Origin of the sequence: Phycicoccus flavus, from assembly GCF_004025965.2 — a bacterium.
In the GTDB taxonomy this organism is placed as follows: Bacteria; Actinomycetota; Actinomycetes; order Actinomycetales; family Dermatophilaceae; genus Phycicoccus; species Phycicoccus flavus.
Map to the genome: position 1 here is coordinate 51,058 of NZ_SAYU02000006.1, position 15,746 is coordinate 66,803.

Sequence of the window (15,746 nt, forward strand, 5' to 3'; positions counted from 1 at the left end):
CGGACGGGCCCGGGCCACCGAGGGGGTGGTCCGGGCCCGTCCGCGTGCCGAGGTCAGCTGAAGCTGTCGCCGCAGGCGCAGGAGCTGCCCGCGTTGGGGTTGTCGATGGTGAACCCCTGCTTCTCGATCGTGTCGGAGAAGTCGATGGTCGCGCCCTCGAGGTAGGGGGCGCTCATCCGGTCGACGACGACCTCGACGCCGTCGAAGTCCCGGACGAGGTCGCCGTCGAGGGTGCGCTCGTCGAAGTACAGCTGGTAGATGAGGCCGGAGCAGCCGCCCGGCTGCACCCCGACCCGCAGCCGCAGGTCGTCGCGCCCCTCCTGCGCGAGCAGGGACGCGACCTTGGACGAGGCCAGGTCGGTGAGCACGACGCCGTGGGCGGCGGTCTCGGGGGCCTCGGTGGTGGTCTGGAGCTGGTCGCTCATGGAGGAGTCCTCCTCGTCGGTTCAGGTGGCCGGAGCCGGTTCACTGGGTGGAACCGCCGGGGGTCGGCGGGTGTTCCCGGACACGACGTCCACTGTACGTCTCCTCGCCGACAGCGCCGGACGGGCCGCCGGTCCGGGCGCGTCCGCCGGTGTCGGCGCGGCCCGCCACCGCGTGCCGGCGGGGCCGGACGGACCGCTCGGCGTCCTCGTGGGTCAGCGCCCCGGGGACCAGGTGCGCGCCACCCGGGCGGTGCGCGCCTCCAGCGTCGCCACCGGGTCGGCGACCATGGCCTCGACCTCGTGCGGCTGGTCGGCGACGGCGTAGCAGCCGGCGAGCCCCATGGTCATCGTCTCGCGCCGGCCGACGAGCAGCTCGCCGGCGATGCAGACCACCGGCCGGGCGGTCTGCATCGTCGCCTCGGCCACCCCGGAGACCACGGAGCCGCGCAGCGCGGTCCAGTCCAGCCGGGCCGTGCCGGTGACGACGAGGTCGCTGCCGGCGGCGGCCACGTCGAAGCCGGTGACGCGCAGCACCTCGGTGACGGCGCCCACCGGCCGCGCGCCGAGGGCGAGCAGCGCGAAACCGAGGCCCCCGGAGGCGCCCGCGCCGGGCTCGCGGTCCAGGCGGCGGGGGCGGCCCGAGAGCAGGTCCAGCGGGGGCGAGGGCAGCGAACGGCCGAGAACGTCCGCGAAGTGCCCGAGGGCGAACTCCAGGGTCTGGGCCAGGCCCGGCGACGCGCCCTTGCGCGGCGCCTCGACGGCGCTCGTGCCGGACAGCCCGAGCAGGGGGGTCTCCTCGTCGGTGGCGAGGACGAGCTCGACGCCGGAGAGCCGGTCCAGGACGGCCGGCAGGCCGAGCAGCGAGTCCCCCGGCGCGTCGCGCAGGGCCAGGCCGCCGCGGGCCAGCACCGACGCGGGGCCGGCCCCGAGGGCGGCGAGCATCCCGGCACCGGCGTCGTTCGTGGACCCGCCGCCGACGCCGACGACGACGCGGGTGGCGCCCTCGGCCAGGGCGGCGTCGAGGAGCTGTCCGACACCCCACGTGCTCGTGACGCCGGGGTCGCGCTCGTCGGCGCCGAGGAGGTGCAGCCCGGTGGCCTGGGAGGCCTCGATCCACACGGTGCGGTGGCGTCCGTCGTCGACGACGAGCACCGCCGCGGGCACCTCGCGCCCGAGCGGGTCGCTGACGGTCACGGCCACCGTCGTCCCACCGGTGGCGGACTCCAGGACGTCGAGGAAGCCGGGCCCGCCGTCCGACAGCGGCAGGGTGCGGACCTCGTCGTGCGGGGCTCCGGTCCCCCAGCCCTCGGCCATCGCGGCGGCCGCCTGCATGGGTCCGAGCGTCGACCCGAAGGCGTCGGGGGCGATGAGGACGCGCACGCGTGCGAGGGTATCGGGCCGGACGGCCGCGGACCCAGACCGGTGTCGGTGCCCCGGCGTACCGTCGCAGGTCCGACCCGCCGACCCCCCGAGGAGCCCGCCGTGACCGACACCCCGACCACCGAGCCCCCTCCCGCCGGGGGCGAGCGCGCGGACCTCCTGGAGTCCCTGCGCACCCAGCGCTTCCTGTTCCTGCGCACCGTCGACGGGCTCTCCGACGAGCAGGCGGCCGCCACCCCGACGGTGGGCACCCTGTGCCTGGGCGGGCTCGTCAAGCACCTCACGCTCATGGAGCGGCAGTGGACCGGGTTCGTCCTCGAGGGGCCGTCGGCGATGGCGGGCGACGAGGAGGAGTTCACCGCGTCGTTCACGATGGCCGCCGGTGAGACCCTCGCCGACCTCGTCGCCGCCTTCACGGCCGCCGGCGAGGCGACGGACGCCGCCGTCGCCTCGGTCGACCTCGACGCCACCCGGCCGCTGCCGCCCGCGCCGTGGTTCGAGCCGGGGGCGGTCCGCTCGGCCCGGCGATCGTTCGTCCACCTCGCCGCCGAGATCGCGCAGCACGCGGGCCACGCCGACATCCTCCGGGAGGCCCTGGACGGGCAGCGCACCATGGCCTGAGTCCTCGGTGCACCTAGGATCGGCCGGGTGACGACCACCACCGGCACGCCCCAGCACGCCCCGCTGCCCCTGCTCGTCCTCGGTCACGGCCGCGACCTCGCCACCGAGCGCGGCGTGGAGTGTCCCGGCGACCTGCCGGCGCCGTCCGACCCCGACCTCGTGGCCCGGGCGCGGGCGGCGAAGGCGGCCCTCGGGGACCGGCTGTTCGTCCTCGGCCACCACTACCAGCGCGACGAGGTCATCGAGTTCGCCGACGTCACGGGCGACTCCTTCAAGCTCGCCAAGGAGGCCGCGGCCCGGCCGGACGCCGAGTACGTCGTCTTCTGCGGCGTGCACTTCATGGCCGAGTCCGCCGACATCCTCACCGCCGACACCCAGACCGTCGTCCTGCCCGACCTCGCCGCCGGCTGCTCGATGGCCGACATGGCCGCCATCGACCAGGTGCGCGAGTGCTGGGACGAGCTCACCGAGGCCGGGGTCGCCGACGCGACCGTGCCGGTGACGTACATGAACAGCTCGGCCGCCATCAAGGCGTTCACCGGCGAGCACGGCGGGACCATCTGCACGTCGTCGAACGCGCGGACCGCCCTCACCTGGGCGCTGGAGCAGGCCGGGGACGGCGGCAAGGTGCTCTTCCTGCCCGACCAGCACCTCGGGCGCAACACCTACGTGCGCGACCTCGGCGGGTCGCTCGACGGCTGCGTCGTCTGGGACCCGCACAAGCCGCAGGGCGGGCTCACCGCCGCGCAGCTGCGCGACGCGACGATGATCCTGTGGCGCGGCCACTGCTCGGTGCACGGCCGCTTCTCCGTCGAGGCGGTCGAGGCCGCACGCCGGGAGGTCCCCGGGGTCAAGGTCATCGTCCACCCGGAGTGCCGCCACGAGGTCGTCGAGCTCGCCGACGAGGTGGGCTCCACCGAGCGCATCATCGCGACCGTCGCCGCGGCCCCGCCCGGCACGGCCTGGGCGGTCGGCACCGAGCTGAACCTCGTCCGGCGGCTGGCCGCGCGGTTCCCCGAGCAGCGGATCCTCTTCCTGGAGAAGAACGTCTGCTACTGCTCGACGATGAACCGCATCGACCTGCCGCACCTGGTCTGGGCGCTGGAGTCGCTCGTCGACGGCCGCGTCGTCAACCCCATCCGGGTCGACGAGGGCACGGCGCACTGGGCGCGGGTGGCCCTGGACCGCATGCTCGCCCTCCCCGGCGAGACCGCCAAGGACTGAGCCCCTCGCCCTCCCCGGCGGACCGGGTCGGGTCGGGGGTCAGTGCGAGCCGAGGTGGCCGGCCAGCCGCTCGTGCCGGTCGCGGCTGTGCCCGCCCAGCCCGACGACCTCGACGGTCTTGCCCTTGGCGGCGTAGCGCGTCGTCACCGCGTCGAGCGCGGCGACGCTCGAGGCGTCCCACACCCGCGCGGCGGTGAGGTCGACGACGACGCGCTCGGGGTCGCCGACGTAGTCGAACTGGGTGACGAGGTCGTTGCTCGAGGCGAAGAACAGCTCGCCCTGGACGGCGTAGACGCGGACCCCGGGGTCGCCCGACTCCACGGGGACCACGCGGGTGAGGTGGGCGACGCGGCGGGCGAAGAGCACCATCGCCGTGAGGACGCCGACGACGACGCCGATGGCGAGGTTGTGGGTGGCGACGACGACGGCGACCGTGACGACCATGACCGCCGTCTCGCTGCGCGGCATCCGGCGCAGGGTGGAGGGGCGGATGCTGTGCCAGTCGAAGGTGCCGACCGACACCATGATCATCACCGCGACGAGCGCGGCCATGGGGATGAGCCCGACGACGTCGCCGAGCACCACGACGAGGACGAGGAGGAACACCCCGGCGAGGAACGTCGAGATGCGGGTGCGGGCGCCCGAGGCGCGCACGTTGATCATCGTCTGGCCGATCATCGCGCAGCCGCCCATGCCGCCGAAGAAGCCGGTGACGACGTTGGCGACGCCCTGGCCCCAGGACTCGCGGGTCTTGCTGGAGTGGGTGTCGGTGATCTCGTCGACGAGGGTCGCGGTCATCAGCGACTCCATGAGCCCGACGAGCGCCATGCCGAGGGCGTAGGGACCGATGACGCAGCGTCTCGAGGGTGAACGGGACGTCGGGCAGGACGAACCCGGGCAGGCTGTCCGGCAGGGCGCCCTCGTCGCCGACGGTCGGCACCGCGAGGGCCGCGGCGACGGTGACGGCGGTGAGGCCGACGATGGCGACGAGTGGTGACGGCACGGCGGTGCTGAGGCGCGGCAGCAGGACGATGACCGCGAGCGCCACCGCCACGAGGGGGTAGACGAGCCACGGCACGCCGACCAGGTGCGGCACCTGCGAGAGGAAGATGAGGATGGCCAGCGCGTTGACGAAGCCGACCATCACCGAACGGGGCACGAAGCGCATGAGCCGGGCCACGCCGAGCAGCCCGAGCGCGACCTGGATGAGCCCGGCCAGGACGACGGTGGCGAGGAGGTAATCGAGGCCGTACTCGCGCACGACGGGGGCGATGACGAGGGCGACCGCGCCGGTGGCCGCCGAGATCATCGCCGGGCGGCCGCCCAGCACCGCGATGGACACGGCCATAGTGAAGGACGCGAAGAGCCCGACGCGCGGGTCGACGCCGGCGATGACCGAGAAGGAGATGGCCTCGGGGATGAGGGCGAGGGCGACGACGAGGCCCGCGAGCACCTCGGTGCGCAGTCGCTTCGGGGAGCGCAGGGCGGCCAGGACGGAGGTCGTCGCCTCCTCGTGGGGGAAGCGGGACAGCTCGGCCTGGGCGGCCGCGGGGGCGGGACGGGACACGGGTGGCTCCGGGGTCGGCGGTGGTCGGCCCCGGGCAGGCCGGGGCGGGCCCCGCACGACGTCGGGCAGGACAGGAGGTCGGGTGGGCCGCACTCGGTGACGGCCGGACGCGTCGACGCGGTGGCTCGCGGACGCATGGCCACCCTAGCCGCCGGGGGCCGACCACCCCGAATCCGTCCGCGTCCCACCCCACCGCCGACCGAGGCGGGCCGGGCCGTCGACACCCCGCTTCGTCACCGAGACCCCGCTTACGAACTCCTGCTCCGCGGACATTTCGGGGTCACCCCGAAATGTCCGGCGGGTGAGGCGGCCGACCGAGGAGGGCCGGGCCGTCGAGACCCCGCTTCGTCACCGAGACCCCGCTTCCGAAACCCTGTATCGCGGACAATTCGGGGTCACCCCGAAATGTCCGCCGGGGCGGGGGTGGGGGGCGGGGCCGGGTGGGGGTGGGGGTGGGGGTCAGGAGGGGTGGACGACGCCGTCGGGGCCGATGTGGGGGTTGTGGGCGGGGTCGACCCGCTCGCCCTCGGGCGGGGGGCCGGGGGGCGTGCCGTCGCCGAAGGGCCGGCCGCCGAGCGACTCGCGGCCGTGCGCCGTGCCCCAGCCGGCGAGGTCCGGGCCCTTGGGGACGATGCCGGTCGGGTTGATGTCGCGGTGGACCTCGTAGTAGTGGCTCTTGATGTGGGCGAAGTCGGTCGTGTCGCCGAAGCCCGGCGTCTGGAACAGGTCGCGGGCGTACCCCCACAGCGCCGGCAGCTCGGCGAGCTTCTGCCGGTTGCACTTGAAGTGGCCGTGGTAGACGGCGTCGAAGCGGGCCAGCGTCGTGAAGAGGCGCACGTCGGCCTCGGTGATCGTGTCGCCCATGAGGAAGCGCCGGTCGGTGAGCCGCTCCTCGAGCCAGTCCAGCGCGGTGAACAGCCGGTCGTAGGCGTCCTCGTACGCGGACTGGGTGCCGGCGAACCCGCAGCGGTAGACCCCGTTGTTGACCTCGGTGTAGACGCGCTCCATCACCTCGTCCATCTCCGCGCGCAGCGCCTCCGGGTACAGGTCGGGCGCGCCGTCGCGGTGGTGGGCGGTCCACTGCGTCGACAGGTCGAGGGTCATCGGCGCGAAGTCGTTGGTGACGACCTCGCCGGAGGAGATCTCGACCAGCGCCGGCACGGTGATGCCGCGGGGGTAGCCCGGGAAGCGCTTCTCGTAGGCGTCCTTGAGCCGCGGGATGCCCAACACCGGGTCGACCTCGCCCTCGTCGAGGTCGAAGGTCCACGAGTCGCTGTCGTGGGTCGGGCCGCAGATGCCCATCGAGATCGCGTCCTCGAGCCCGAGCAGGCGGCGCACGATGATGGCCCGGTTGGCCCAGGGGCAGGCCCGCGCGGCGACGAGCCGGTAGCGGCCGGCCTCGACCGGCCACTCGTGCTCCCCCGCGCCGTCGGTCGTGACGCGGTCCTCGATGTAGTTGGTGTCGCGCTCGAAGTCGTCCTCGACGTACGTGCCCTGGCCCATGTCCTGCTCCTTCTGCTCGGGTGCTCGGGGTGCTGAGGGGGTGGGCGGCGGTCAGTCCGGGAGCGCGCCGAGGCGGGCGAGGAGGACGGCCTCGGCGACGCAGACCTTCTCGAACTCGCCGAGGTGCAGCGACTCGTTGGCGCCGTGCGCCCGGGCGTCGGGGTCCTCGACGCCGGTGACGAGGATGGCGGCCTCGGGGAACTGCTCGGCGAAGGCGGCGACGAACGGGATGGACCCGCCGACGCCGATGTCGACCGGCGGGGTGCCCCACGCGTCGGCGAACGCGGCGCGCGCCTGGTCGTAGACCGGCCCGTCGGCGTCGGCGGCGAACCCGGCGCCGCGCTCCTCGAGCTCGACCTCGACCTGCGCGCCCCACGGCACCTGCGCCAGGAGGTGCTCCTTCAGCAGCTCGAAGGCGTCGAGGTCGAACTCGTCGGGGGCGATGCGCATCGAGACCTTGGCCCGCGCCTGCGGGACGAGGGTGTTGGAGGACCGCTCGATGCTCGGGGCGTCGATGCCGATGGTCGTGATCGACGGCTTGGTCCACATCCGGGTCAGCAGCGACCCGGACCCGACGACCTCGACCCCGTCGAGCAGCCCGGACTCCCGCCGCAGCCGGGCCTCGTCGTAGTCGAGGTCGGAGGCGACGCCCTCCTTGAGGCCGGCGACGGCGACGTTTCCCTCGTCGTCGTGCAGCGAGGCGAGCAGCCGGACGAGCACCATGAGCGCGTCCGGGACGGCCCCGCCGAACATCCCGGAGTGCACGCCGTGGTCGAGGGTGCGCACGGTGACGACGGCGCGCACCATGCCGCGCAGCGTCGTCGTCAGCGCGGGCTCGCCGATGTCCCAGTTGCCGGAGTCGGCCAGGACGATGGCGTCGGCCCGCAGCTTCTCGCCGTGCCGCTCGAGGATGGTCGGGAGGGAGTCGGAGCCGATCTCCTCCTCGCCCTCGACGAACACGGTGACGCCGACGGGCAGGTCCTCGCCGTGCGCGCGCAGGGCCGCGACGTGGGCCATGACGCCGGCCTTGTCGTCGGCGGCGCCGCGGCCGTACAGGCGGCCACCGCGCTCCGTGGGCTCGAACGGCGGGCTGTCCCACAGGGCGTCGTCGCCGGGCGGCTGGACGTCGTGGTGGGCGTAGAGGGTCACGGTGCGCGACCCGGGCGGGCCGTCCCGGTGACCGATGACCGCCGGTCGGCCGCCCTCGCGGACGATCTCGACGTCCAGGCCTTCGGCGCGCAGCAGCGCGGCGGTCGCCTCGGCGCTGGCCTCCACGTGCGCCTGGTCGAAGGCGTCGAGCGACACCGAGGGGATGCGGGTCAGCGCCTCGAGGTCGGCCCGGACCTGCGGCATGAGGTCGTGCACGCGGGCACGGAGGGCGTCGAGACGGTCGGCGGGGAGCAGGTCGGTCACGTCCGCGACCCTACCGACCGGGGCCGCCGGCACCGCCGGGCGCTCCCCGGCCTCGACAGCCCTGCGCGCCGCGACCGCCTAGAGTTGCCCTCGTGTTCGGACGCAGCAGGACGACGGAGACCGAGGCGGACGAGGCGCGCGACGCCCACGCCGAGCGCGAGGGCGCCAAGAACCGGCCCACGCCCAAGCGCCGCGACCAGGAGGCCGCCCGCCGGCGGCCCCTCGTCGTCACCGACCGCAAGGAGGCCAAGCGCGTCGACAAGGAGCAGCGCCGCGAGCAGATGGCGCGCCGGCGCCGGGGCATGGAGACCGGCGAGGAAAAGTTCCTTCCGACCCGCGACCGCGGCCCGCAGCGCCGCTTCATCCGCGACTACGTCGACGCCCGGCGCAACCTCGGCGAGTACCTGCTGCCCGCCATGCTCATCGTCCTCGCGGTCTCCATCGTCACCGACCCGACCATCCGCGCCATCGGTCAGCTGCTCACCTGGCTGCTCGTGCTCGTCGTCGTCGTCGACACCGCGTTCATGTGGCGGGCCTGCAAGAAGGCGCTCGTCGCGAAGTTCGGCGCCGACGGCGTGCAGAAGGGCAGCTGGGGCTACGCCGCGATGCGGGTGTTCCAGATGCGCCGCCAGCGGCTGCCCAAGCCGCAGGTCGAGCGCGGCCAGTACCCCTCCTGACCACGGCAGGACACGCGTCGGCTCAGGGCGCGGCCTCGAGGCTCATCGGCCCGTAGACGACCTCGCCGTCGCGATGCAGCGTGACGCTGGCGACGCCGGCGTCGGCCAGGTCGTGCCAGGTCTCGCCGAACCAGCTCTCGGCGTCGGACTGGGTGGGGAAGGGCGAGGGGGTGGTGGGACCGGCGGTGACCGGTGCGCCGTCGGCGTCCGCGTAGGTCCAGGTCCAGCGCTCGCTCATGACGCCCGCACCCCCGCCTCGACGAACGGCGGCTTGGTGACGGTGGCCGGGAGGTCGCGGCCGCGCACGTCGAGGACGACCTCGTCCCCGAGGGTCACCGACCGGTCGAGCAACGCGAGGGCGATGCCCTGCCTGCGGGTCGGCGAGAACGTCCCGGAGGTCACCTCCCCGACCTCGGTGCCGTCGGCGTCGCGGACGGTGCAGTGCGAGCGCGGGATGCCGCGCCCGGTGACGACGAGCCCCCGCATGAGCCGGCCGGACCTCTCGGCCCGCTGGGCGGTCAGCGCCTCCCGGCCCCAGAAGGTCTCCTTGTCCCAGCCCACCGCCCAGGCCGCCGCGGCCATGACCGGGGTGATGTCCGGCGACAGGTCGTTGCCGTGCAGCGGGTAGCCCATCTCGGTCCGCAGCGTGTCGCGGGCGCCGAGGCCGGCGGGCAGCCCGCCCTGCGCCCGCACCTGCTCCAGCAGCGCGTCCCACAGCGACGCGGTGACGTCCCAGGCGGGTACGACCTCGTACCCGCGCTCGCCGGTGTAGCCGGTGCGGCAGACGATGACCGGCTGCCCCTCCCACGTCGTCTCGGCGAAGCTCATGTAGTCGTGCTCGACGGGCAGGCCGAGGGCGAGCAACACCTCGTCCGAGCGCGGCCCCTGGACGGCGAGCACGCCGTAGGAGGCGTGCAGGTCCTCGACGAGGACCCCGTCCGGGGCGTCCGCCGCGAGGAGGGAGACGACGCGGGCGGTGTTCGCGGCGTTGGGGATGAGGAAGACGTCCTCGTCGGAGCGGAGGTACTGGATGAGGTCGTCGACCACTCCCCCGTCCTGCGCGCAGCACATCGTGTACTGCGCCTGGCCCGGACCGATGCGGCGCAGGTCGTTGGTGAGGCAGCGGTTGACGTAGTCGGCCGCCCCCGGTCCGCTCACCCGCGCCTTGCCGAGGTGCGAGACGTCGAACAGGCCGACCCGCTCGCGGACCGCGGTGTGCTCGGCGACGACGCCGCCGCCGGGGTACTCGATGGGCATCGACCACCCCCCGAAGTCGGCCATCTTCGCGCCGAGCGCCAGATGCCGGTCGTGGAGCGGGGACTGCCGCAGGTCGCTCATGCAGGCACGCTACCGCGCGCGACCGACGGTCACCGGCGCCGGTTAGTCTGCCCGGCATGACCTCGTTGACCGTGACGACCAAGACCGCCGCCGACCTGCCCGTGGACGCCCTCGTCGTGGGGACGGTGAGCGGCGAGGACGGTGCGGGGCTCGCCGCCGGGCACGGCCTGCCGCGCAAGGCGGTCACCCACCTCCAGGCCGTCCTCGCCGACCTCGAGGCCACGGCCAAGCCCCGCGAGGTGCACCGCGTCGTCGCGGTCCCCGGCGTCACCGCCACCTCCGTCATCCTCACCGGGCTCGGCCCGGCGAGCACCCGGACCACCTCCTTCGACCACGTCGTCCTGCGCGACGCCGCCGCCGCCGCGCTGCGCAGCGTGCGCGCCAAGCGCACCGTGGCCGTCGCCCTCCCCGGCGCCGACGCCGACGCCGTGCGCGCCGTGGCCGACGGCGCCTGGTCCGGGGTCTACCGCTACGAGCCGGTCACCGGCGCGCCGGCCGGGCGCAAGGGGCGCGACACCGACCCCAGGGTCGAGGGGCCGAAGATCACCGTCGTCTCGGCGGCCGGGGGCGGGCGCTCGGTCCGCGAGGCCGTGCGCCGCGCGGCGACCGTCGGCGCCGCCCGCGACTGGGCCCGCGACCTCGTCAACACCCCGCCGAACATCCTCTTCCCGCAGAGCTTCGCCGACGACGTCAAGCAGCACGCCTCCGCCTCGTCGGCCAAGGTCTCGGTGTCCGTCCTCGACGAGAAGGCGCTCGCCAAGGGCGGCTTCGGCGGCATCGTCGGCGTCGGCCAGGGTTCGGTGCACCCGCCGCGGATCGTCACGATGACCTACGCGCCGTCGGGGGCGAAGGCGTCCGTGGCGCTCGTCGGCAAGGGCATCACCTTCGACTCCGGCGGCATCAACCTCAAGCCGTCCGCCGGCATGGTGACGATGAAGTCGGACATGGCCGGGGCCGCGGCCGTGGCCGGGGCCGTCCTCGCCGCCGCGGAGATCGGCCTGCCGGTCGCCGTCACCGGCTACCTCTGCCTCGCCGAGAACATGCCGGGCGGCGCCGCCCAGCGCCCGAGCGACGTCGTCGTCATGCGCGACGGCACCTCGGTCGAGATCCTCGACACCGACGCCGAGGGCCGGATGGTGCTCGGCGACGGCATCTGCCTCGCCAGCGAGAAGTCGCCCGACCTCGTCGTCGACATCGCGACGCTCACCGGCGCCCAGGTCGTCGCCCTCGGCCCCGACGTCTGCGGCGTCATGGGCGACGAGGACGCGCGCTCGGCCGTCGTCGCCGCCGCCGACTCGGTCGGCGAGGGGGCCTGGCCGATGCCGCTCCCGCAGGCGCTGCGGGCCAAGCTCGACTCCCCCAACGCCGACATCGCGCACAAGGGCGACCGCGACGGCGGCATGCTCACCGCCGCGATCTTCCTGCGCGAGTTCGTCGGCGAGGGCATCTCCTGGGCGCACGTCGACATCGCCGGTCCCTCGTTCACGACGAAGGAGGCCGCGGGCCGCACGCCCAAGGGCGGCACCGGCTTCGGCGTGGCGACGCTCGTCGCGCTGCTCGAGGACCGCGCGGCCCGCTGACCCCGGGCCGGCCCGCGGGCCCCGGTCAGTACGCGGTGCGGCCCTCGTGCGCCTTCCAGCGCTCGAAGGGCTCGCCGAGGCTCGGCACCCGGTGGGCCTGCACGGGCAGCGGCCAGCCGTCCCGGTCGCGCCCGAACAGCTCGTAGAACTCGCGGTCGTCGAACCCGGCGTCGGCGGCGTCGTGCCGGTCCGCGGCGTAGACCACCCGGTCCACGCGCGACCACAGCGCCGTGGCCAGGCACAGCGGGCAGGGCTCGCACGAGGCGTAGAGCGTGCAGCCGTCGAGGGCGAACCGCTCCAGCGCGCGGCAGGCCCGGCGGACGGCGACGACCTCCGCGTGCGCGGTTGGGTCCAGGTCGCGGGTGACCCGGTTCTGCCCCTCGGACAGAAGCCGCCCCTCGGCGACGACGACGGCGCCGAACGGCCCGCCGCCCTCGGCGACGTTGCGGGTGGCGAGCTGGACGGCCTCGGCGAGCCAGCGGTCGTCGTCGGTCACGGTGTCTCCCGGGGGTGCGGACGGAGCGGCTCGAGCAGCCGCCAGAGCCGGTCGGTGGTCAGGGGCAGGTCGTGGGGCCGCACGCCCGTCGCGTCGCGGACGGCGTTGGCCAGGGCGGGGGCGACGGGGTTGAAGGGTGCCTCGCTCATCGACTTGGCGCCGAGCGGGCCGAGGGCGTCGTGGGTGTCGGCGAGGAGCACCTCGGTGGGCGGGACGTCGCCGAGCCGCGGCACGAGGTAGTCGCGCAGGGTGTCGGTGACGACGCGCCCGTCGCGCACCCGCAGCTCCTCCTGCCGCGCGATGCCGAGCCCCTGCGCGACCCCGCCCTCGACCTGCCCGCGCAGCTGCTCGGGGTTGAGCGCGCGGCCGGCGTCGACGGCCTGGACCGAGCGCAGGACCCGCAGGTCACCGGTCTCCGGGTCGACCGCGACGCGGAAGCCGTGGACGTTGAAGGCGAGCGAGCGGACCCGGCCGTCGTGGGACCCGTGTCCCGTGACCGGCGCGCGGGGAGGACCCCCGCCCGCCGCGTCGAGGGCCTCCCGCAGGTCGCGGGCGGCCGCCGCCACGGCGACCCCGGCGACGACCGACCCCGTCGAGCCGTAGGTCCCGGTGTCGTACTCGACGGCGTCGGTGTCGGAGGAGCGCAGCCGCACCCGCTCCACGGGGACCCCGAGCTCCTCGGCCGCGATCTGGGCGTGGATCGTCGCACTGCCGTTGCCGAACTCGCTGGACCCGACGCCGACGGTGACGAGCCCGTCCACGCCCATCGTCGCCGTGGCGCTCGCGTGGTGGCCGCGCGGCGGGATGGTCGCGATCATCGCCGCCGCCACCCCGGTGCCGACCAGCCAGCCCTCGGGCGCCGCGACGGGGTCCGGCCCGGCGAGGGCGGTCTCGACGAGGTCGAGGCACTGGTCGAGGCCGTAGGAGCCGAAGACGACGTCACGGTCGGGAGGGCCGCACACGACGAGGTCGTCGCCGGGCACGACGGCGTTGCGACGCCGCACCTCGTACGGCGTGAGGCCGGTGCGCCGGGCGACCTCGTCGAGGGCGGACTCGACGGCGAGGACCACCTGCCCCAGCCCGTAGCCGCGGAAGGCGCCCGAGGGCACCTGGTTGGTGTAGACGGCCTCGGCGTCCAGACGCTTGGCCGGGCAGCGGTAGAGGGCGACCGACTCGTGGCAGCCGTGGAACATCACCCCGGGCGCGTGGTTGCCGTACGCGCCGGTGTCGGTGAGCACGTCGAGCGCCATCGCGGTGAGGACGCCGTCGGCGTCCGCGCCGAGCTCGACACGCACCCGCATCGGGTGGCGCGACGGGGCCAGGGTGAGCGCCTCGGTGCGGGTGAGCTCGACCTGCACCGGCCGCCCGAGCCGCAGGGCCGCCAGGCCGACGAGGTCCTCGACGAGCATCTCCTGCTTGCCGCCGAACCCGCCGCCGACCCGTCCCGCCTGCACCCGCACCCGGTCCGGCTCCAGACCGAGGACGCGGGCCAGCTCGGCGCGCACGAGGAAGGGCACCTGGGTCGAGGTGCGCACGACGAGCCGGCCGTCGTCGTCCGGCCAGGCCCGGGCCCCGTGCGTCTCCAGGCTGACGTGGCTCGCCCGCGGCGAGCGCCACGTGCCCGAGACCCGGACGGCGGCCGCGGCCAGGCCGGCGTCGACGTCGCCGACCTCGCCGTGCACCTGGGCCGCGACGTTGCGCGCGGGGTCGGCGATCCGGGAGGCCACGGGGTCCTTGTCGCCGTGGAGCAGCGGCGCACCGGGGCGGCGCGCGGCCTCGGGGTCGAGCACGGCCGGCAGGACCTCGTACGTCACCTCGACGAGGGCGCAGGCGCGCTCGGCGAGGGCGGCGGTGTCCGCGACGACGGCCGCGACCCGCTGCCCCCGGTGGCGGACGACGTCGTCGAGGACGCGGGTGTCGTCGGGGTCGTCCAGGCGGCTCTCGTGCCGGGCGGTGGAGAAGAGCACGTCCGGGGCGTCCCGGTGGGTGAGGACGAGGTGGACGCCGGGCAGGGCGAGCGCCGCCGCGGCGTCGACGGCGACGACCCGGGCGTGGGCGTGCGGGCTGGTGACCAGGCGCAGGTGCAGCACGCCGGTGTCGGGCAGGTCGAGGGTGAAGGGCTCGGCGCCCGCGACGAGCGCCGGGCCGGCGGGCGCGGGGACCGACCGGCCGACGACCCGGCCCCCGGCGGGCGGCGGGTCGTCCGCCGCGTGCGCCAGGTCCGCGGAGTCGGGTCCGCCGGCCGGCGCGTCGGCGGTCTCGACGGTCCGCCGCCCGGCGAGGGCGTCGCGGATCGACCGATAGCCGGTGCAGCGGCAGAGGTTGCCCTTGAAGGTACGGGCCAGCCCCTCGTCGTCGAGGCCGGCGACCGGGCTGTCGGCGTCGAGCCCGGCCACCGTGGTGACCCACCCCGGGGTGCAGTAGCCGCACTGGAAGGCGGCGGCGTCGACGAAGCGCCGCTGCCACTCCGCCCCGCCCGGGACGTCGGCCAGGCCGCCGGCGGTGGTGACCTCGCGGCCCACCGCGCGCCACGCCGGGGTGACGCAGGAGTGGACGGGGGCGCCGTCGAGCAGCACCGTGCAGGCGCCGCAGTCGCCGGCGTCGCAGCCGCGTTTGACGTCGAGCCGGCCCGCCGCCCGCAGGTAGGTGCGCAGGCACTGCCCCGGCCCGGGCTCGGCGGGCACCGGCGTGCCGTTGACCCGCATCACCCGGGCCCGCCGAGGTCGGTGAGCACCTGCCGGGCCAGCCGCGCCGTCATCGCCGCCCGCCAGTCCGGCGCGCCGTGGACGTCGTCGAACCACTCCTGCACACCGGAGGCGGCCGCCGCGGCCTCGTCCGGTCCGGCCCAGGGCGGCAGGTGGAGGACGACGGGCCGCGGGGTCGACGCCGTGACGACGAGCCGCACGCCGTCCGCGCCGCGCGTCCCGACGACGAGGGCGGCCGAGCGTCCGTGGTCGGTGAGCGAGACCCGGCGCAGCGCGCCGCGCCGGGCCAGGGCCTCGGCGGGGACGTCGAACCCGCGGACGACCTCCCCCGGGGCGAGGCTCGTGCGACCGGGGCCGCGCACGAGGCCGGCGACCGGCTCGTGCCGGGTGCCGCCGCCGGCCGTCCACACCTCCGCCGTCGCGTCCAGCGCCGCGAGCAGCGCGGTCATCGCGCCCGCGGGCAGGGCCAGGCAGACGTTGCCGCCGACCGTGGCGGTGCGCTGCACCTTGAAGGACATGAGCAGGGCGTCGGCCGCCCCGGCGGCCAGCGCCGCCCAGCCGGGGTCGCCGAGCTCGGCCCACGGCAGGCCGGTGAGCGCCCCGACCGGGCAGGTGGCACCGATCCGCAGTCCCCCGTCACCGCGGCGCTCGTGGTCGGGCCAGCCGAGGGCCAGCAGGTCGACGAGACCGGTCACCCCCGGCTGCGGCTGCGAGAACAGCCAGGTCCCGCCGGCGACGACGGCCTCCCCGGGGCGCGGGGCCAGGTCCTCGCGCCCGGCCGGCCGGCGCCAGGAGGACACCTCGACGAGGTCCACGG

The 15,746-nt window shown here is 75.4% G+C and carries 13 protein-coding genes and 1 pseudogene; 4 read left to right on the top strand and 10 right to left on the bottom strand.

Annotated elements, in window-relative coordinates; all coding sequences use genetic code 11:
- Positions 1-53: 53 nt before the first annotated feature.
- Complete coding sequence (locus EPD83_RS03335; RefSeq protein ID WP_128366753.1) at positions 54-425, bottom strand: HesB/IscA family protein; 372 nt, start codon at positions 423-425, stop codon at positions 54-56.
- 213 nt (positions 426-638) lie between these two features.
- Positions 639-1,805: a glycerate kinase family protein gene (locus EPD83_RS03340; protein ID WP_128366754.1), complete on the bottom strand. Its 1,167-nt coding sequence runs from the start codon at positions 1,803-1,805 to the stop codon at positions 639-641.
- 102 nt (positions 1,806-1,907) lie between these two features.
- On the opposite strand from EPD83_RS03340, the gene EPD83_RS03345 reads away from it, so the two are divergent.
- A complete protein-coding gene (locus EPD83_RS03345; protein WP_128366755.1) occupies positions 1,908-2,426 on the top strand; it encodes a DinB family protein in 519 nt (172 codons plus the stop codon).
- Positions 2,427-2,453: 27 nt separating this feature from the next.
- Positions 2,454-3,650: a quinolinate synthase NadA gene (gene nadA, locus EPD83_RS03350; protein ID WP_128367396.1), complete on the top strand. Its 1,197-nt coding sequence runs from the start codon at positions 2,454-2,456 to the stop codon at positions 3,648-3,650.
- Between the two features lie 39 nt (positions 3,651-3,689).
- On the opposite strand, the pseudogene EPD83_RS03355 reads toward nadA, so the two are convergent.
- From EPD83_RS03355 to EPD83_RS03365, 3 genes and pseudogenes are all read right to left on the bottom strand, one after another.
- Positions 3,690-5,181 (bottom strand): annotated as a pseudogene (locus tag EPD83_RS03355) (SulP family inorganic anion transporter).
- Positions 5,182-5,676: 495 nt separating this feature from the next.
- On the bottom strand, positions 5,677-6,720 hold the full coding sequence (locus EPD83_RS03360) for a glutathione S-transferase family protein (protein WP_128367397.1): 1,044 nt from the start codon (positions 6,718-6,720) through the stop codon (positions 5,677-5,679).
- A 51-nt stretch (positions 6,721-6,771) separates the two neighbouring features.
- On the bottom strand, positions 6,772-8,133 hold the full coding sequence (locus tag EPD83_RS03365) for a dipeptidase (RefSeq protein WP_268951188.1): 1,362 nt from the start codon (positions 8,131-8,133) through the stop codon (positions 6,772-6,774).
- Between the two features lie 92 nt (positions 8,134-8,225).
- On the opposite strand from EPD83_RS03365, the gene EPD83_RS03370 reads away from it, so the two are divergent.
- The gene (locus EPD83_RS03370) at positions 8,226-8,810 is read left to right on the top strand and encodes a DUF3043 domain-containing protein (protein ID WP_128367479.1); all 585 of its coding nucleotides are present in this window, start codon (positions 8,226-8,228) and stop codon (positions 8,808-8,810) included.
- Between the two features lie 22 nt (positions 8,811-8,832).
- On the opposite strand, the gene EPD83_RS03375 is transcribed toward EPD83_RS03370, so the two are convergent.
- Complete coding sequence (locus EPD83_RS03375) at positions 8,833-9,048, bottom strand: hypothetical protein (protein ID WP_128367478.1); 216 nt, start codon at positions 9,046-9,048, stop codon at positions 8,833-8,835.
- Entirely contained in the window at positions 9,045-10,148 is a 1,104-nt protein-coding gene (gcvT, locus tag EPD83_RS03380; RefSeq protein ID WP_128367477.1) for a glycine cleavage system aminomethyltransferase GcvT, read from the bottom strand. The genes EPD83_RS03375 and gcvT overlap by 4 nt, the downstream gene beginning before the upstream one ends.
- A gap of 56 nt (positions 10,149-10,204) precedes the next feature.
- Here gcvT and EPD83_RS03385 point away from each other — a divergent pair, with 56 nt between their 5' ends.
- Positions 10,205-11,728, top strand: a complete 1,524-nt coding sequence (locus EPD83_RS03385) for a leucyl aminopeptidase (RefSeq protein ID WP_165566198.1) — start codon at positions 10,205-10,207, stop codon at positions 11,726-11,728.
- 25 nt (positions 11,729-11,753) lie between these two features.
- On the opposite strand, the gene EPD83_RS03390 is transcribed toward EPD83_RS03385, so the two are convergent.
- Genes EPD83_RS03390 through EPD83_RS03400 form a run of 3 tightly spaced genes read right to left on the bottom strand, consistent with a single transcriptional unit; the run spans position 11,754 to position 15,744 of the window.
- Entirely contained in the window at positions 11,754-12,224 is a 471-nt protein-coding gene (locus tag EPD83_RS03390; protein ID WP_128368181.1) for a nucleoside deaminase, read from the bottom strand.
- The gene (locus tag EPD83_RS03395; RefSeq protein WP_165566206.1) at positions 12,221-14,929 is read right to left on the bottom strand and encodes a molybdopterin-dependent oxidoreductase; all 2,709 of its coding nucleotides are present in this window, start codon (positions 14,927-14,929) and stop codon (positions 12,221-12,223) included. The genes EPD83_RS03390 and EPD83_RS03395 overlap by 4 nt, the downstream gene beginning before the upstream one ends.
- Positions 14,929-15,744, bottom strand: coding sequence for an FAD binding domain-containing protein (locus EPD83_RS03400; RefSeq protein WP_128368235.1), 816 nt, complete (start codon positions 15,742-15,744; stop codon positions 14,929-14,931). Before EPD83_RS03400 ends, EPD83_RS03395 begins: the two co-directional genes overlap by 1 nt.
- Positions 15,745-15,746: the final 2 nt, after the last annotated feature.